The sequence below is a fragment of the uncultured Ruthenibacterium sp. genome, assembly GCF_963558415.1.
Lineage (GTDB): Bacteria > Bacillota > Clostridia > Oscillospirales > Ruminococcaceae > Ruthenibacterium.
In genome coordinates this window covers 1-17,718 of record NZ_CAUWGY010000046.1, presented here as the reverse complement: position 1 = coordinate 17,718, position 17,718 = coordinate 1, and the positions used below count along the sequence as shown (strand labels likewise).

General features: G+C 45.1%; 19 protein-coding genes and 4 tRNA genes. 2 read left to right on the top strand and 21 right to left on the bottom strand.

Going from position 1 to position 17,718, the window contains the following annotated elements; genetic code table 11:
• From mraW to AB5H98_RS08625, 20 genes are all read right to left on the bottom strand, one after another.
• On the bottom strand, positions 1-120 hold a 120-nt coding region (mraW, locus tag AB5H98_RS08720; protein WP_367925526.1), incomplete at its 3' end, for a 16S rRNA (cytosine(1402)-N(4))-methyltransferase.
• Positions 121-123: 3 nt separating this feature from the next.
• A complete protein-coding gene (mraZ, locus tag AB5H98_RS08715) occupies positions 124-543 on the bottom strand; it encodes a division/cell wall cluster transcriptional repressor MraZ (RefSeq protein ID WP_367925525.1) in 420 nt (139 codons plus the stop codon).
• Between the two features lie 506 nt (positions 544-1,049).
• Positions 1,050-1,730, bottom strand: coding sequence for a FadR/GntR family transcriptional regulator (locus tag AB5H98_RS08710; RefSeq protein WP_367925523.1), 681 nt, complete (start codon positions 1,728-1,730; stop codon positions 1,050-1,052).
• A gap of 105 nt (positions 1,731-1,835) precedes the next feature.
• Positions 1,836-2,252 (bottom strand): cupin, encoded by a 417-nt coding sequence (locus AB5H98_RS08705; RefSeq protein ID WP_367925522.1) that lies wholly within the window; start codon positions 2,250-2,252, stop codon positions 1,836-1,838.
• Between the two features lie 16 nt (positions 2,253-2,268).
• Positions 2,269-3,204 carry a transketolase family protein gene (locus tag AB5H98_RS08700; RefSeq protein WP_367925521.1) on the bottom strand — a complete coding sequence of 312 codons (936 nt, stop codon included), beginning with the start codon at positions 3,202-3,204 and terminating at the stop codon, positions 2,269-2,271.
• A complete protein-coding gene (locus tag AB5H98_RS08695) occupies positions 3,197-4,018 on the bottom strand; it encodes a transketolase (protein WP_367925520.1) in 822 nt (273 codons plus the stop codon). The genes AB5H98_RS08700 and AB5H98_RS08695 overlap by 8 nt, the downstream gene beginning before the upstream one ends.
• Positions 4,019-4,066: 48 nt before the next feature.
• Positions 4,067-4,906: a carbohydrate ABC transporter permease gene (locus AB5H98_RS08690; RefSeq protein ID WP_367925519.1), complete on the bottom strand. Its 840-nt coding sequence runs from the start codon at positions 4,904-4,906 to the stop codon at positions 4,067-4,069.
• A gap of 19 nt (positions 4,907-4,925) precedes the next feature.
• On the bottom strand, positions 4,926-5,798 hold the full coding sequence (locus tag AB5H98_RS08685) for a carbohydrate ABC transporter permease (RefSeq protein WP_367925518.1): 873 nt from the start codon (positions 5,796-5,798) through the stop codon (positions 4,926-4,928).
• A 147-nt stretch (positions 5,799-5,945) separates the two neighbouring features.
• Positions 5,946-7,229 carry a sugar ABC transporter substrate-binding protein gene (locus AB5H98_RS08680; RefSeq protein ID WP_367925517.1) on the bottom strand — a complete coding sequence of 428 codons (1,284 nt, stop codon included), beginning with the start codon at positions 7,227-7,229 and terminating at the stop codon, positions 5,946-5,948.
• A gap of 487 nt (positions 7,230-7,716) precedes the next feature.
• Positions 7,717-7,792 (bottom strand) — tRNA-Gln (locus AB5H98_RS08675).
• Positions 7,793-7,840: 48 nt separating this feature from the next.
• Positions 7,841-7,917 (bottom strand) — tRNA-His (locus AB5H98_RS08670).
• Positions 7,918-7,922: 5 nt separating this feature from the next.
• Positions 7,923-7,999: transfer RNA gene (locus AB5H98_RS08665), tRNA-Arg, on the bottom strand.
• Between the two features lie 126 nt (positions 8,000-8,125).
• Positions 8,126-9,214, bottom strand: coding sequence for a hypothetical protein (locus tag AB5H98_RS08660; RefSeq protein WP_367925516.1), 1,089 nt, complete (start codon positions 9,212-9,214; stop codon positions 8,126-8,128).
• 97 nt (positions 9,215-9,311) lie between these two features.
• Positions 9,312-10,526: a PotD/PotF family extracellular solute-binding protein gene (locus AB5H98_RS08655; protein ID WP_367925515.1), complete on the bottom strand. Its 1,215-nt coding sequence runs from the start codon at positions 10,524-10,526 to the stop codon at positions 9,312-9,314.
• Positions 10,523-11,395: an ABC transporter permease gene (locus AB5H98_RS08650; protein WP_367925514.1), complete on the bottom strand. Its 873-nt coding sequence runs from the start codon at positions 11,393-11,395 to the stop codon at positions 10,523-10,525. The genes AB5H98_RS08655 and AB5H98_RS08650 overlap by 4 nt, the downstream gene beginning before the upstream one ends.
• Complete coding sequence (locus tag AB5H98_RS08645; protein WP_367925513.1) at positions 11,392-12,201, bottom strand: ABC transporter permease; 810 nt, start codon at positions 12,199-12,201, stop codon at positions 11,392-11,394. The genes AB5H98_RS08650 and AB5H98_RS08645 overlap by 4 nt, the downstream gene beginning before the upstream one ends.
• A gap of 1 nt (position 12,202) precedes the next feature.
• The gene (gene potA, locus AB5H98_RS08640) at positions 12,203-13,252 is read right to left on the bottom strand and encodes a spermidine/putrescine ABC transporter ATP-binding protein (RefSeq protein WP_367925512.1); all 1,050 of its coding nucleotides are present in this window, start codon (positions 13,250-13,252) and stop codon (positions 12,203-12,205) included.
• A gap of 408 nt (positions 13,253-13,660) precedes the next feature.
• The gene (locus AB5H98_RS08635; protein WP_367925511.1) at positions 13,661-14,038 is read right to left on the bottom strand and encodes a NifB/NifX family molybdenum-iron cluster-binding protein; all 378 of its coding nucleotides are present in this window, start codon (positions 14,036-14,038) and stop codon (positions 13,661-13,663) included.
• Complete coding sequence (locus tag AB5H98_RS08630; RefSeq protein ID WP_367925524.1) at positions 14,035-14,394, bottom strand: DUF134 domain-containing protein; 360 nt, start codon at positions 14,392-14,394, stop codon at positions 14,035-14,037. Before AB5H98_RS08630 ends, AB5H98_RS08635 begins: the two co-directional genes overlap by 4 nt.
• A 105-nt stretch (positions 14,395-14,499) precedes the next feature.
• A complete protein-coding gene (locus AB5H98_RS08625; RefSeq protein WP_367925510.1) occupies positions 14,500-15,801 on the bottom strand; it encodes a thymidine phosphorylase in 1,302 nt (433 codons plus the stop codon).
• Positions 15,802-15,891: 90 nt separating this feature from the next.
• Between AB5H98_RS08625 and AB5H98_RS08620 the strand changes: the two genes are divergently transcribed.
• Both AB5H98_RS08620 and AB5H98_RS08615 read left to right on the top strand, forming a co-directional pair.
• Positions 15,892-15,976: transfer RNA gene (locus AB5H98_RS08620), tRNA-Leu, on the top strand.
• Between the two features lie 270 nt (positions 15,977-16,246).
• On the top strand, positions 16,247-16,444 hold the full coding sequence (locus AB5H98_RS08615) for a hypothetical protein (protein WP_367925509.1): 198 nt from the start codon (positions 16,247-16,249) through the stop codon (positions 16,442-16,444).
• Positions 16,445-16,911: 467 nt separating this feature from the next.
• Here AB5H98_RS08615 and AB5H98_RS08610 read toward each other — a convergent pair.
• A partial coding sequence (locus AB5H98_RS08610; protein ID WP_367925508.1) for a sensor histidine kinase occupies positions 16,912-17,718 on the bottom strand: 807 nt, incomplete at its 5' end.

Genomic DNA, 17,718 nt, shown 5'->3' with positions numbered 1-17,718 from the left:
CGCGATTTCTCTTGAATGCCCTGCCCCGCCCGCGGTCCCATCAAGATATGTGCCTTCCGGCTGGATTGCAAGCCCCTCAATGCATTCCGTGAGGAGGACAGGGATATGGTGAAAGCTCACTGCTTATAACCCCATTTCCAAAAGCGCTGCTTCTAGCTTAGCACTGTCCACGGTGTTCATGGCTTCATGCCAAGCGTGCGTATTCCAAATCTCAGCATGGTCTCCCACACCAATAATAGTAACCTCTTTCTCCAACTGGGCATGTTCACGATGGCCGCCCGGCAGTAAAATTCTCCCCTGCTTATCCGGCTGGACCACAATACCCGATGCAAAAAGGTAGCTCACAATAAGGCGGTTTTTAATTCCTGCCAAAGCCTTTAACTTTTCCGCCTGTTCTTGCCACTTGTCAGTGGGATAAGCCACAAGGCAGTGGTCGAGCCAACGGGCCACCACAAAGCTCTCTCCCATCTCTTCTCGAAACTTTGCCGGAAAGTTCAAACGGCCTTTTTCGTCGATCGCGTAATCGTACTCGCCCATCAACATCCTGGCCACCGCCTTTCCTCGGAAGAAGCTTCAAAATTACCCACTTTAACCCATTTCTACCCATTTACAGTATTTATTATAAGATAACCAGCCCACAATTGCAACCATTTTTATGTGAAAACTTCAAATCACATTTTATGCACACGTATCCGTGTGTGTATTTTGGGGGAGCAAAAAAAAAAGAACAGCATCGCCTCGCAAGCGATACCGTTCTTACTCTCTACCATATTATAAATTAATCTTCGTTCTCTTCACTTTCCTCCACGGATTCCGGCGGAGTTTCAGAATAAACAACTCCAAAAATGTTCTTTAAATTCTCCAAAATACTCGTCCACTTTTCCGCCATATAAATCCACCCTTCTCTCTAAACATCCTTTTGCTTATTATACGCGGCTACCCGCCTAAAAGTTGCATTTTAACGAAATTTTTCATAATTTGTAAGAAAATCGATACAAAAAAAGAGTCTCCAACAGTCACTACTGTCGGAGACTCTTAAATATCTTAGATTATAGGCGGCTTTTTTGAACCATATAGTTAATGACACGATAACGAACGTCCGCAAGCTGTTCTTTCGTAACCTGTTGCAGACCCGCCAAATCTTGCCGGGCCAAGGCTTTGATCAAATCCTCATGCTGACAGGCTACAACCATCAAATCCGGATGACGAGTGGCAATTTGTGTATTCAACAAAGACCACAGTGCAATTAGAAGCTGTTCCGTCAATACATTGCCGGCATTATGAAACATCGTCATATGGAATGCCCTGTCTTCTTCCATAAAAGTTTCGCCTCTCTTGGCTTTTTCCTTCATGCGTTCAACCTGAGCACCCATAAACTGAAGCTGTTCCGTATCAATCCGTTCGGCCATTCGCGGCAATGCCGCCATTTCCATCGATGTCCGCAATTCCAAAATATCAAACAAGATATCTGGTTTTGCCTCAAGAACAATTCCCCATGTATTGATGATTTGATCGGTGAGATTCAGCATTTTTACAGTGCGGCCACTTCCTTGAACAGAAGTCAAAATCCCCTGCGCCTCGTAAGCATTCAAAGCATCACGCAACGCTGTACGGCTCACTCCAAAGCGCGCCGTCAACTCCTTCTCCGGAGGAAGTTTTTCGCCTGTTCGGAGATGCTCCGTAATCAGCTCCGCAATCTGCCGATTGAGCTCATTTTCCTTCAACGCCATCTTCTTTCCTCCTGTTCGAATCTTCGCCGATTATACAAAGAGCCGCCCGTCCACTGGACAGGCGGCTCTTGCACAGTCATTTAAAGTTTTACTGCAAAAACCTGCTTAGACCAGCGCTTTAATCTCAGCAATCTGATCGTCTGTCAGATTGTAAACATCGCTGTTCGTCATATCGGTGGGATTATTCTCAATCAGAACAAGCTTTGCATCCGGCTGGGTCACGGTATTGTGCCACAAAGTAGCGGGGATTTTATAAACCTTCATCGGCTCCATCTCAACTTTGCCAATGTTCACCGCTTTACCGTTGTCATCATCCGCATACAGCAGAGTGCAATGTCCGTCCAAAAGAATAAACAACTCGTCTGTTTTGTTGTGACGCTCCAGGCAAGTGGTTCCGCTGATATCATTCGCCGGTTTCCAGTTCTTGATACCTACTTTCCAGACAGGATTCTCGTAGACCCACTTCAGAGCGGTTTTGTTGTCGCCAGACTCGGTATGGCCATAACTTTCAATTCTCAACATACTGAATCTCTCCTTCTTATTTCAGCAGAGCTTTCGCTTTGTTGGCAATGTTCTCCGCAGTCAAGCCGTACTCTTTAAACAGTGCAGCAGGTGTACCAGACTGACCGAACTTATCCTCAACACCCACACGGTCCATCTTAACATTTACTTTGCCCATTAGAGCCTCGCAAGTAGCAGCATACAAACCGCCGATTACAGAGTGCTCCTCTGCAGTCACAACTGCGCCACATTTAGCAGCCACAGCAGCGATTGTCTCAGCATCAAAGGGCTTAATGGTATGAACATTGACAACCGTAGCTTTGATGCCTTCTTTTGCAAGCAGATCAGCAGCTTTCAATGCTTCCGGAACCATCAGGCCAGTAGCAACCAGAGCTACATCGTTGCCGTCTTCGCGCATAATATTGGCCTTGCCAACCACAAACGGAGTATCCTCTTCGGTGATGCAGTCGCACACAGGACGCGCTACACGAATGTACACAGGGCCATTGATCTCCGCCGCAGCAAACACAGCTTTTTTCATCTCGATGGGATCGCAAGGAACCAATACGGTCATATTGGGGACAACACGCATAAGAGCGATATCCTCAATCGCCTGATGGCTACCACCGTCTTCACCAACGCACAAGCCGGAATGAGACAGGCCGAATTTAACATTCAGATTATCATACGCAACAGAGTTACGGATCTGCTCATATGCACGTCCAGCACCAAACAGAGCGAAAGTGCTAACAAAAGGAACATAACCCTCTGTTGCCCAACCTGCAGCACCGCAAACCATATTGGCCTCAGCAATGCCGAAGTTGAAGTGACGATTCGGGAATTTTGCCTGGAAAACACTTGTCATAGTTGCATGCGCCAAATCGGCATCCATGACTACAACTTTATCATTTTTCGCGCCAAGCTCCGCCAGAGCCTCGCCATAGGCAACGCGCAAAGATTTACTCTCAGCCATTGTCAGATACCCCCAGTTCTTTCAGTGCATTTTCATAGTCCTCTTTGCTGGGCGCTTTACCGTGCCAGCCAAACTGGTCTTCCATGAAAGATACGCCATGGCCCTTGTGGGTCTCACAGCACACGAACAGAGGTTTGCCCTCGTGCGGCATATTCACAGCCTTTACGATCGCCTCAATATCATGGCCATCCACCTTGACACATTCAAAGCCAAAAGCCTCATATTTTTTCATAACATCGCCCAAGCTCATAACTTGGTCATTGCTGCCGTCAATCTGCAGGCCATTGTGGTCCAGCATTACAACCAGGTTGTCCAGTTTGTAATGTGCTGCGCTCATAGCAGCCTCCCAAACCAAACCTTCCTGAATCTCGCCGTCGCCAACAATCGCAAACACGCGATTATTAGAACCTTTCTGTTTCAGAGCCATTGCAATGCCACCGGCAACCGCAACGCCCTGGCCCAGAGAACCAGTATTCATGTCAACGCCAGGAGTCTTTTTCATATCAGGATGACCCTGCAAATGGCTGTGAAGTTGACGCAGTGTCCACAAATCCTCACGCGGGAAGAAGCCCAAATCCGCCAATACAGCGTACAATGCGGGGCAAGCGTGACCTTTACTCAAAACCAGACGGTCACGTCCTTCCCATTTGGGGTTTTTCGGATCAAATTTCATGACGTCGTTGTAATACAGCGCCATCAGCATCTCAACCGTAGACAGAGATCCGCCCGGATGGCCAGACTGGCACAGGTACAGCATTTTCAAAATGTCTGCACGCAGATGCTTTGCTTTTTCTTTTTGCATAGCAAGTTCCATGATGTTGATACTCCTTTTATATAAGTTATCAGGGAAACCAAAATGATTTTAACCCTTGACAGCGCCGGCCGTCAAGCCTTCTACCAACCGTTTCTGTGCGAAGAAGAACATCACACAGACCGGGATAATCGTAATGATACCACCAGAAGTAAGCAAATCCCATTGAACGCCCAAGTTACCGATCAAGCTCTTCAACGCTACAGGAATCGTACGGTTATTCGAATTGGTGAACATCATTGCGAACGTGTACTCGTTCCAGCTCTGCATAAAAATGTAAACGCCTGTAGAAATCAAGCACGGAACGAGAACAGGGAGAATAATTTTCAAAAACGCTTGTGCGCGATTGCAGCCATCAACCATTGCCGCCTCCTCCAAAGACATTGGCAAATCGCTGATGTAGCCGTTTAACAACCACACTGTAAAAGGAATGGTAAAGGTAGTATAAGAAACAATCAAAGCCAACGGCGTATACAGAATTCCCAGTGTACGCATAATCGAATACAAAGGAATCATCAACAAAACCGTCGGGAACATATTGTTCGTCAAGAACATAACCATTAACCCTTTGCGGCCGCGGAATTCAAAACGCGTAAACGCATATGCAGCCAGCGTCGCAACGGTCAATGTAACCACAGTAGTAACCACGGCAACAAAAAGGCTATTTCCCATCGGCTGCAAGAAATTGAATTCGCCAAACAATTTCTCATAGCTCGCCCAAGTGAAACTCTGCGGCCAATAAGTAACCGGACCATACAGTTCGCTCTCAGGTTTTACGGAAGTTACAAACGTCCAATAAAACGGGAAAAGAAGGAACAGTAGAATAATAAACAACGGCAAACCCGCGGTCAGAAAGCTTTTTCCAAGATTCTTTTTTCCAACGTAATTCATAACTCATGTTCCTCCTTTCTTAGTTTTTCTTCAACATTTGTTTCAAGTACGGTACAGAAACCAGGCACAGCAAAAGTGTCAACAAGATAGACATTGTTGCCGCATAGCTCAAGTTCAACGCCGTACCTTTATTGTACACGTAAACGCTCAACGTCTGCGTCGAATAAGCAGGTCCACCACTTGTCATGTTAAAGATAACGTCAACAGAGTTAGCAACCCAAATAATACGAAGAAGCGTCGTAACAAAAATCGTGTTTTTCAAAGAAGGAATTGTAATACGGAACAACCGCTGGAACCAATTCGCTCCATCAATCGCCGCCGCCTCATACAAATCGCCAGAAATTCCCTGCAAGCCAGCCAGAAGCATCAATGCAAAGAACGGAACGCCTTGCCAGATAATCGTAATGATGACTGACGGGAAGGCCGTTGTCGTTTGTGCCAAGAAGGCAATGGGCTGATCAATAATATGTAGCTTCATCAAAAGGTCATTGATGACACCGTAGTTACCATCGTACATCCAGCGCCACATCAAACCGATCAGAACGCCCGGCGTGACCCAAGGGATCAAGCTAACCGCACGAACAACACCGCGTCCACGGAAATTGCGGTTCAGAAGAAGCGCAAGGATAAAACCGAAAACAAACTGGAATCCTACGCCAAACACAACCCACAAAATCGTCCGCCACAAGCTGGACCAGAACAGAGGATCTTTGAAAACCTCAACGTAATTGGCGAAGCCGACGAACCCAATGTCGTTCGGACGACGCAGGTCGTAGCTTTGAAAGCTCATCAAAATTGCATTGCATACCGGGATAAACACCACGCAAATGACAACCAGAAGAGCGGGCAGTACGAGCAGATAGGGCCAAATACTCTTTTTGCCTTTTTCCAATCTCCTTCACCCTTTCCTCTCTTAAACTCAGATAAATAATACAAAGAATGCGGACATTCTTCTCAAAAAACGGGTAGGCTACACTATGCAGCCCACCCGTTCCGGCTGAGCCGGCTTACTTTTTCGGGGATCTAACTTATTACCGAATTAGCCCCACAGACCAGTCTGCAAAGTCTGCATTGCCTCTTCGGCCGTAATTTGTCCCAGCAATGCCTGAACAGTAGAAGGCCAAATGTTGGAAATCCACTCAGAAGTAGTATCCAGGATGGGGATGATGCCCGCAAAATCCTGACCTTCGATGGAAGCCTTCATAAAGCGGTTGTCCTGGAACTCATCCAGAGCCTGAACGCGCTGAGAAACAGGCACGTTACCAGTTACAGTACACCAAGTTTCCTGACCTTTGCCAGTTGCCAGATATGCCAGCCACTCAAAAGCAGCCTCTTTGTTCTCGCAAGACTCGAACATAACGTTCTCGGTGTCGCCCATGGAAGTCCAGCGGCCTTCGCCTGCCGGGAACTGGAACGCACTTACGTCATCACCGAAGGTCTCTTCCATACCTTTGTAAGAACCGGTGTGGTGAATAACCATGGCGCATTTGCCGCTCTTGAAGTTGGTCTCAATGGTCTCCTGGAAGCCATCGTTCGGAGCAGTAGAAGGAACGCAGCCATCAGTATACAGATCGATGAAGTCCTGCATACCCTTCACGGAAGCCTCGCTGGTCATATCCTCGAAGCTGCCGCCCGCAGCATAGATGAAGCTGCCCCAAGGCTCCTGGCCGCCGGAAGCACCGCGCATAGAGAAGCCATACTGATCAATCACGCCATCGCCATCTGTATCTTTTGTCAGAGTGCGGCAAGCTTCCAGGAACTCATCATAAGTGGTGGGAACCTCGATGCCAGCTTCCTCAAACATGGACGGACGATAGTAAACGTACAGGATCTGAGTGTTCCAGGGCATGACATACACGCTGTCAGTACCGGAAGCCTCTTTCATAACATTCCACAAGTTCTCGGAAATGTCATCTTTGTCTTCCCAATTAGCGATATACTCGTCCAAATTCACAAGCATGTTATTCGCAACAAAGCTAGGAGTTGCAGTCAGTTTGAAGGACGCAACGTCCGGGCCGCCGCCGCCGATTACCGCGTTCAACAGGTTGGTGCTGTATCCGCCGCCATCCCAGGGCTGCTGCTCAGCCACAACAGTAATTCCTTTGCCGTTGGTAGCGTTAAAGTCAGCTACCATCTCGTCCATTGTTTTGGCATAATCGTCATTGTCAGCCCAGTACCAATAAGTCAGGGTGACATCGCCGGTGCTCTCGCCTGTTGCGCTGCCAGAGGTTGCTGTAGAGCTTCCGTCAGAAGATCCACCGCAAGACGCCAGCAAGCCAAGGCACATTACCAGCGAAAGTGCAATGCTTACTACCTTTTTCATAATTTGCCTCCCAAATTTATTTTTTCGGTTCTACGAACCGATTTGCACAAAAAAACGCTTGAGAGAAATAATCATACAACTTATTCCTTTTTAGCCGTAAGGTTTATTTCTCGTTCAAGCCGTCTCTCTGTGTTTCCTTTGACTAAATGGTAACATTCTTAATGGTTTATGTCAAGAATATATAGCTGTTTCTCTCCATTTTTGTAGATATGTTACATTCGTCATCTTCCAAACTGTTCATTCTGCAAAAAGTCTTGCAGAAATTTGTATTATTAATTTTTTCATTTATACGATAATGGGTCGAATTTATACAAAATGAAAAAAATTCATCATACAACTATATCCAACAAAAAGGCGATTTTACTCTTATATTCTGATAGATTCTATTATCGCCCGCATTGCCATTACTGCCTAGTAGTTACTATTTAATAAAAATATCCTTAAACGCAAAAAATCCCGGAGAATGCAAAACATTCTCCGGGATAGCTGGTTGGGCCAGCTGGATTCGAACCAGCGCAATGACGGAGTCAAAGTCCGTTGCCTTACCGCTTGGCGATGGCCCAATATAGGGGGAGAACGGCAAACCCTTCCGAATTTGCCGTTCTCGCAAATGGGGTGGGAGATGGGACTCGAACCCACGACACCCAGATCCACAATCTGGTGCTCTAACCAACTGAACTACACCCACCATATTGGTGCGCCCAAAGGGACTCGAACCCCTGGCCCACTGCTTAGAAGGCAGTTGCTCTATCCACCTGAGCTATGGGCGCAAATCTGAGCCTCTCAGAACACTGCCTTAATATAATACCGTTCCTAAGCACAAATGTCAATACTTTTCTAATAGTTTTATAAAAACCTTTCGCGGTCAGTATTTTCACTGACCGCGAAACACTTTTTCAAAGCCCTAATTCCCTGCTCAGTTTCACAATGAAGTCCTGTACATTCGTCACAATACCTCTGGAGGACAGACTTCCCCGATCACTAAGTTTGTTCACCGTAAACTCGGAAATATCGACACAATAAAAATAAACCTGCCGTACAGTCCCATCTTCTAACACGCGGTAAGAAGGCGTCATATTCCCCACTGCAATGGTGTGCAGCATCGTTGCCATGCAAATAACAGTCGTAGCTTTTTTTACATGCTTACGCATGGCATCCTGCGCCTCATATACATTTCCAAACACCGGAGCCAGCGGTCCATCGTCTCGAATAGAACCCGCTAACACATAAGGAATGTTATTTTTCTCGCACTGATAAATGATTCCGTCCTCAATTTTTTCCTTATTTAAAAAATCCGCAACAGAACCGCATTCGTTCACGCGATTAATGGTATCCAAATGGTTATAATGTCCGTTGTGAACATTTTCTCTGGTATAGATATCCTGTCCCAAAGCAGTATGCAGGTAAGCCCCTTCCAAATCGTGTGTGGCCAATGCATTTCCAGCAAGCAATGCATCCACATATCCATGCGCAATCATTTTACTGAAAGCCTGTCGCGCCCCCGCATCAAAACTAAAGGCCGGCCCCATTACCCAAACAACATATCCGTGTTCTTTCTCGTATTCCAACAACTCTTTCAAATCATCATAATCTTTTGAAAAGGCAGTTTCGCGGCTCCGTTGCTGCCGAAAAGCAAAAACATCCCCTGCGCTCTTTTTTTCAGAGAATCCTTCTGCCCACAAAAAAATTCCTTCGCTTCCATCTTCGGTGCGTCCGATTACGACCTGATCGCCTCTTTTTAAATTCCGGAATTCTTTGACCTGGATCGCTGCTCCATCATACACAGCAACGCAATCCATCCGGCTTTCTTCGGCAAGGATCCATTTCCCATTGATTTTAAAATATTCAGGAAAAATGCTCATTGCATGATAACCTTGGGGCGCCACACCGTCCTTAAGAACCGAACGCAACACTGCGTCCGGTTTTTCTGCAAGCCCCAAGCCTTTAAAGTCAGGTGCATGATAAGAAAGTAACGAAAAAGCCATAAGTCCTCCTTCGAAAATACTTTTATTTTAATGTAAGCGAAGCAGTGCCGCATCAACATATCGGCACTGCTTCGCTTATTTACCCAATAATGAACAATTAATATTCCCGATGTCTTTTTCGAACTGCCTTGCGAACAAATCCCAAAATCGCCAACACGAGCATTACAACCATTAGAAGCGGCATCAGCCAAGCATTTCCGCTTGCGTCATAGCTTCTAACACTGCTCCAGGCATTGTCCATTGCGCTATTAATTTCATCCGGCAACACAGCCATTGTTTCACAGCGTGCCAACAGATCCTCTGACGGATACATCAATTCATTTTCACGAAGTTCTTCGGATAAAAGCGCCGGCACTTCCGAATGGGGAGAAGAATAACAGATATACTCTGTATTCGCCAGAGCCACCTCGGTCTCGCACATAAAGTTGATAAACATCTCGGCAGCTTCTTTGTTTTTTGTGCCCTTGGGAATACACATAGCATCAATATACTGGTTGGTTCCCTCTTCCGGAATAAACATTTTCAAATCGGGATTGTCTTCCGACATAGTAATGCCATCTCCCGCATAGTAGGGAGCCAAAGCCGCTTCTCCGCCGCTCATTTTATCAAACACTTCATCCATTACATATGCTTGTACTACGGATTTCTGTTCTTTCAATTTATCGGCTGCCAGCTCTATATCCTCTACCGTGGTCGGATTAATAGACAATCCAATCATCTTGGATGCAATGGCAAAGGCATCGCGGCTATTATTGAACATCAAAATTTGGCCCGCATACTTTTCATCCCACAGGATTCCCCAGCCTTGGTCCAAATCAGACTCATCTACCATCGTAGTATTATACACGATGCCCACAACGCCCCAAGTATATGCAACACTATACTTATTTTCCGGATCATACGCCTGGGATTTACAACTATCTATAATATACTTGAAATTGGGGATATTGTCCATATCCAGTTCTTCCAACATTCCCTCGTTGGCCATTTTTCCGACCATATAATCGCTTGGAATGATGACATCATAGCTTCCGCCACCACTGCGAATTTTCGCATACATAGTTTCATTTGTATCAAACGTTGTGTAGTTTACATTGATTCCAGTGAGATCCTCAAACTCCTGGATCACATCCATGGAGTCATCTTCCCCATCAGAAATATACTCACCCCAGTTGTACACATTCAGTGTGATGTTCTGATCACGAAAACGGTCATAATCATATCCGGGATCCACTTCCACTTCCGCAAAAGCGGGCATGCATAATACGGCGGAAAGCAACAAAACTCCTAACAAGGAAACTATCTTTTTCATGCCATTCCCGCCTTTCTCTCCTCTGCGCGTGCAGTGCGCTCTAAGCGCTTTTCTTTTGCACTATCCGCCGCATTGGAAATCAGAATAATCGTCAGAATGACTACAAACATAATTGCAGAAAGCGCATTAATCTCCGGGCTTACACGTTTTTTCGTCATGGAGTAAATTGCAATCGGCAACGTCTGTACAGTTCCACTTGTAAAATAGGAAATAATAAAGTCATCAATGGAATACGTCAAGCAAATGAGAAACGACGAAAAAATCGCCGGCATCAGTTCTGGTAAAACCACTTTAAAGAAAGCCTGGCGGGGATTACACCCCAGATCCAACGCTGCCTCATACACTCGAATATCCATTTGCCGTAATTTAGGACTAACGCTAAATATGACATACGGCACACAGAAAGTAATATGCGCCAAAAGCAATGTGACAATGCCAAACCCTTGCACGGATACTTCCTGTTGCAAAATAGCCGAAAAAACACTTGACAAACCATTGTTTCCAACCACAAACAAAAGCATCAAGGAAACACCAGTGATAATTTCCGGATTGATAACCGGAATATAGCTGACCGTCATAATAGCGCCGCGCGTACGCCGTTTCATGGAGCTGACACCAATGGCGGCCATTGTTCCCAAAATCGTTGCTAAAATTGAAGCAACGAACGCAATGATCAACGATACCACTAAACTTTTAAGGATCATCTCATTGTTGAACAGATTTTGATACCACTTAAAGGTAAATCCAGTAAACACAGCGCGGCTTTTCGACTCGTTAAAGCTAAACGCAATCAACACTGCGATTGGCAGATACAAAAAGCCCAAAATCGCACACAAATAGACTCGTCCTGCAATTTTCCAACGTTTCATACCATCGCCTCCATTTCTTCCGTGTCGGCGGTAGTAAAGCTCATGCAAAGCAGCACAATCACCATAAGCATTAAGCTCATCGCACTGCCCAAATTGTAATTATAGCTATTGCCTAAAAACTGCAGCTCAATTAAGTCGCCAATCAGCAAGTTGGAGCCGCCACCCAACATACGACTAATAATAAAGGTAGAAATACTTGGCACAAACACCATAGTGATTCCAGTCGTAATACCATCCATAGAAAGAGGGATTAGCACACGAGTTAATACACGGAACATATTGGCTCCCAAATCTTGCGCTGCCTCGATCACGCTATTATCAATTTTGACCATAATGGTATACAGAGGAAGGATCATGTACGGTAGATAATTGTAAACCATTCCCAACACGACCGCTCCCGCGGTGTTAATCATCTGAAACGGTCCAATGCCAAACAATCCCAAAAAACGATTGATAAGGCCATTCATTTCCAAAAGGCTCATCCAAGCATACGTGCGAAGCAAAAAATTCATCCACATGGGAAGCATGATCAGCATCAGCATCATACTTTGGCGAGATGCTTTCAAACGAGAAAGCATAAAACTAATCGGAAACGCTAAAACCAAACAAATGACCGTTGCAATCACCGCCAGAACAATACTGCGTGTAAACACGGTAGTGTATTGTCCCAGCGCCATAATATTTTCTAATGTAAACTGTCCTTCCTTATTAGTAAAGGCAAAATAAACAACAATTGCTAAAGGAAAAACAGTAAACACAATCATCCAAACCAAATACGGAGCAGCAAGTGATCTTTTCTTCAGCATGTCACTCTTCCTCCGTGCGGTGCATAATATGGATTTCGTCAGGACCAATGCACATCCCGATCAGTTCACCCACTTGAGAAGCTTGGGTGGAATGAATAATCCAATTATAACCCGCCTGACGGACGTGCATTTCAAAATGCACACCTTTAAAAATCACATTTTCTACGATTCCTGTCAACTGGCCTTGAATAGCCGGAACAACCCGAATATCTTCTGGCCGCACAACAACCTGGACAAACTCTTTGTTTCCAAATCCTTTATCCACACATGTAAACTCATTGCCTGCAAATTCCACACAGAAATCGCGTAACATTACACCATCTAAAATATTGGACTCTCCAATAAAATCTGCCACAAAAGCATTTTCCGGCTCATTATAAATATCTTGCGGAGAACCAATCTGTTGAATATTTCCGCCGCGCATAACCACCACTGTATCCGACATGGTGAGTGCCTCTTCTTGATCATGCGTCACATAAATAAAAGTAATGTCCATGCTCTGTTGAATCCGTTTCAACTCGATTTGCATTTCTTTGCGCAATTTCAAGTCCAACGCACCCAAAGGCTCATCCAACAGCAACACACGCGGATGATTCACCAAAGAACGAGCAATAGCCACTCGCTGTTGCTGACCGCCAGAAAGCGTTACCGTACTACGACGCTCAAATCCTTTCAAGCCTACGAGTTCCAGCATTTCCATCACTCGCTGGCGTACCTCTTTTTCATCCACTTTTTTCAGACGAAGCCCAAACGCCACGTTATCATACACGTTCAAATGCGGAAACAACGCATACTTTTGGAACACCGTATTGACCTGACGTTTGTACGGCGGAAGAGACGTGATGTCTTTTCCGTTAAAAAAGACATTGCCCGATTTCGGTTCGATAAATCCACCTATAACACGAAGTGTTGTCGTCTTTCCGCAGCCAGACGGGCCCAGGAACGTAACAAACTCCTTGTCGTGGATATCGAGATTGAGGCCGTTCAGAACGTTCTCTCCATCGAAATCGACTACAATGTCTTTCAACGATACAATTACACTATTATCCATATGGATTGCATCCCCCTTTGCGGAATTTTCCCGGGAAATGGCCCGGGCCAGTGTCAATTATGCCGCCCCGCAAAAGGTTTGTTACACTGCTCTTATCCCCGGTTGAGTGGAAAAGCCGGTTTGGCAGCTACAGCGACACATACGATCACCAAGTTCGGCACAAATATACCGTGCCGTGTGTTCAGATGCATCTTAAAACACACAAATGTACTATATAGATTTGTGCATATTTTGTCAATAGTTTTTTCGTAAAAAATTCACAAAATCTTCGCATATGTCTCCGTATTTCAATTTTTTTCAAAACAGCACAACGTTTTTCTCTTGATTGCTCCGTTTTCCTCTTATTTACTTCAATTTGCTTATTGGGGAAGCAAAATAAAAAAGTGCGGAAAAATCCGCACTTTTTCATTAATGATTTCCGCAGCTATGATTGCCACAGGAATGGTTTCCTTCGTGATGCGCACACACTGTATTGGGGTCATATTGAAGAGCTCCTGCAAGAAGAGCTTGCACAGCTTGATCCGCTGACCCACTCGCTCCGGGATACAATTGAATTCCCGCCTGAGCCAATGCTGTACGTGCACCACCACCAATACCACCGCAAATCAGAGTATCCACATCATGCTCCTTTAAAAAGCCGGCCAAAGCACCGTGCCCGCTATCTCCTGTAGGCACTACTTCACTAAATACTACTTGATTCTGTTCCACCGTATAAATTTTGAATTGCTGGGTATGACCAAAATGGCCAAAAATCTCTCCATTATCATAGGTGACTGCAATTTTCATAGTTTACTCCTCCCACATTCTAATTTGTTTTGTTTGAGACATTCGTTATTCACGCAATGTCCCTGCGTACAAGTTTTCATTTGCCTTCTAAGGCAACAATTTTCCTGATGCGCACATATCCGATAATTTCCGCCATCAATTTTCAGTAAATGGCCATTTACCAGCGCATCTGCAATTTTTTTCCTTGCCGATGTGTAAATTGCCTGTACCGTGGTACGTGCTACTTCCATTTGTGTTGCACACTCTTCCTGGGTCATATCCAACCAATCGATCAAACGAATGACCTCATATTCATCTACAGAGAGCATCACAGTCTCTTGCCTCTTGCAAGGTCGTAAAGGCCCAAACTCTTGCATCCGCGGAAGCGCACAAATACGGCGACATTTCGTAGGTCTTGGCATTCTCCGCCTCCTTTAATCCGACATATGTCAAATATCATTATACAATGTTATTGTCATATGTCAATAATGTTCCAGTTCATTTTCTTCTATACAACCAAGAATCAATGGAGATCTCACCGGTGTGTTTTCCGAAAAAGATAAAGCCTGCAAATAAAGTTCCTCCGCGTCCGAAAACAGAGAACGATTCGAGGCAAAAAGCCTGGCAATCTCTTCTCCCTTATGAACCATGTCTCCCGTTTTTTTCAATACCAATAAGCCGGCTGTCGAATCGATGCTATCTTCTTTCTTTTGGCGTCCTGCGCCTAACAGCATGGCAGACGTTCCGATTTTTTCCGTATCCATAGAGCAAATATAGCCGCTTTGAGGTGCATATACAGTTTTTTCATAATCCGCCCTTGGGAACTTTTTTTCGTCCTTCAGCACAGAAATATCGCCGCCCTGAGCCTCAACCATTTCATAAAATTTATGCAATGCGCGTTTGCTTTCAATGGCCTGCCTGGCTTGTTCTTCACATTCCTCAAGGGTGGTTCCCATCCCAGCCAATTTTAATAAATGCGCAACCAAAAGCAGACATTCCCGTCTCAAATCATCCGCCCCGCCACCTTTTAAAACCTGCAAAGCCTCCAGCACTTCCAGTCCATTTCCAACTGCTTGACCGAGCGGTGTATCCATGCGAGTGAGTAAAGCCGCTGTCTTTTTTCCATGTGCGCAGCCGATAGAGACCATCGTCTTTGCAAGTTGTCGTGCGTCCTCCAAGTTTTTCATAAAAGCGCCATTGCCCACTTTTACATCCAACAAAATATGATCGGCTCCAGCCGCCAATTTTTTAGACATAATACTAGACGCAATGAGCGGAATACTAGACACCGTCGCAGTCACATCACGCAAAGCATATAATTTTTTATCAGCCGGCGCCAGATTTCTTGTCTGTCCAATGACAGCCGCCCCTATTCGATTGACCTGATCTGAAAATTCCTGTTCGGTCAAATCGACTCGATAGCCAGGAATTGATTCCAATTTGTCCAGTGTGCCACCAGTATGTCCCAATCCTCGCCCGCTCATTTTAGCCATTGGAACTACAGCTAACGTTGTCTTATCTCCTACTCCGCCAGTAGAATGTTTATCTGCTTTCATTCCGTGTATATTAGAAAGATCTTCAATCTCTCCGCTTTGTGCCATAGCCGACGTAAGCAGGGCCGTCTCCTGCTGATTCATTCCTCTGAGATAGATTGCCATCAGCAATGCACTTGCCTGATAGTCGGGAATCCGCCCCTCTGTATATCCGCGTACAAAAAAACGAATTTCTTCTTCACATAGTGGAATCCCGTCTCGTTTGTGAGAAATAATATCATACATTCTCATACCAGCCAGCCTCCTTTTCTTTATTATAATCTTACTTTTTTAAACCAGCAATTGACAAACGCTCATCTTCTTTGTAATATATCTATATATGCGGGTATGGCGGAATTGGCAGACGCACCAGACTTAGGATCTGGCGGAGCGATCCATGCAGGTTCGACCCCTGTTACCCGCACCAAACCAATATAATCCGAACTTATTTCTGATAGGAGATGAGTTCGGATTATTTGTTATTCGACCCCGGCGAGGCAAGCCCCTCCGCCCGAGGTCGGAACCGCGAGGTGTCTTGCGGCTCCGTATTCTTTTTTTGGCGTACTCCAGAGGTTCCCCTGCGATTGCAGAAACACCAAGAATAGTTGAGTATCTCGCTCTCTGTGGTTGAATTGTTCATGGCTTTTTAAATATAATAAAAATAGAAAATTAGAAGTTCCAGAGGGAGGGAATTGTTGTGATGAAGAAAATCCATTTGCTCAATATCACTTTTTTGATTGCTGCACTTATTGCAACGTTCCCATTAACGATAGAAGTATTTGGAGATATGAATCCTGATGTTATTAAAATTTCAGCAATCATTATTGGGATTGGGCTGGCCGGGAATCTTATATGTGCCATTATTAGAGCAATTGCTGAATCAAAAAAGCAATAAAAAATCTTCATTTACAGAGAATATAAGACGGACAAGTGTAATAGCTTGTCCGTCCTTTTTCTTATCGCTCCTGTTCGTGCCGCTTGGTGTAAATCTGCATCTGCTCCGGCCGGTCGATGCAGAGCGCAATAGTTATCCCTGCCAACCCCAGGTATCTTTTTCCCGGCCAGCGGCAGAGAGTGTTTTGCTCCCTTGCGCTCTGCTTCCCCTATCTCTGTGGCCAGTAGGACAACTTTAAAAGGACTCCCCCCTCTACGGGGCAAGGACCGACTGGGGAAAAATCCGTTTGGATACGGATTTGCAAACCGCACCAGCTTATCGGGGATTTTAGTCCGTGTAAAAAAGTCCCGGTCAAATAGACGGACTTTTTTCATTTATTTTACCTATCTTACTTGAAAGTTTATCGTCTTCTTTCACAAAGAGAAACGCCGAAGAATAAAATCTTCGGCGTTTCTTATTCCGATTTTCTATTTTTCGCAAAGTGGAAAGGACACCTTAATGGTCGTTCCCTTCCCTGCTTCACTTTCCAAATCAATTTTAGCATTATGCAAAATCGCAATATGTTTGACAATTGCGAGACCCAATCCGGTTCCGCCTGTAGCTTTACTACGACTTTTATCCACACGGTAAAAACGTTCAAAAACTCTTTGCTGATGTTCAGGAGCTATTCCAATTCCATTGTCTTTCACACATAGCTCTGCCATTCCTGCAACATTTCGAACGCTAACCTCAACCTTTCCCCCAGGACGGTTATAGCGTATCGCATTGTCACACAGGTTCTGGCATAGTTCCAGCAGTAGACCTCTATTTCCACGAACCGTAACATGCTCTTTTTGCATGGAAAGAATCAAATACGCTTTTTTTGCCGCCGGCTGTAAATCCTCTACACACTCTCCAGCTAGCTCAGCCAAATCGACTTCTTCCATCGTAAGCTTTTTTACTCCGTCCTCGCTGGCATCATCCAATTCCGAAAGCTGGATAATATCTCCTACCAAAGCCATCAGACGGCCTGTCTCCTTGCGAATTCGTCCGGCAAAGCCTACCACGTCCTCTGGCTTTGCCATTCCAGTCTCAATAAGCTCAGCATAACCGGAAATACTTGTGAGCGGAGTTTTCAATTCATGGCTTACATTTGCGGTAAATTCTCTGCGCAGTTTTTCTCCATTCTGCCGATTTTTTTGATCCAGTGCAATCGCTTTTGCAAATGGTTCCAGTTCTTTATATGGCACGTTCTTTTCTACATCATCTAAATTGTTCGCCATTGTTTCAATTGG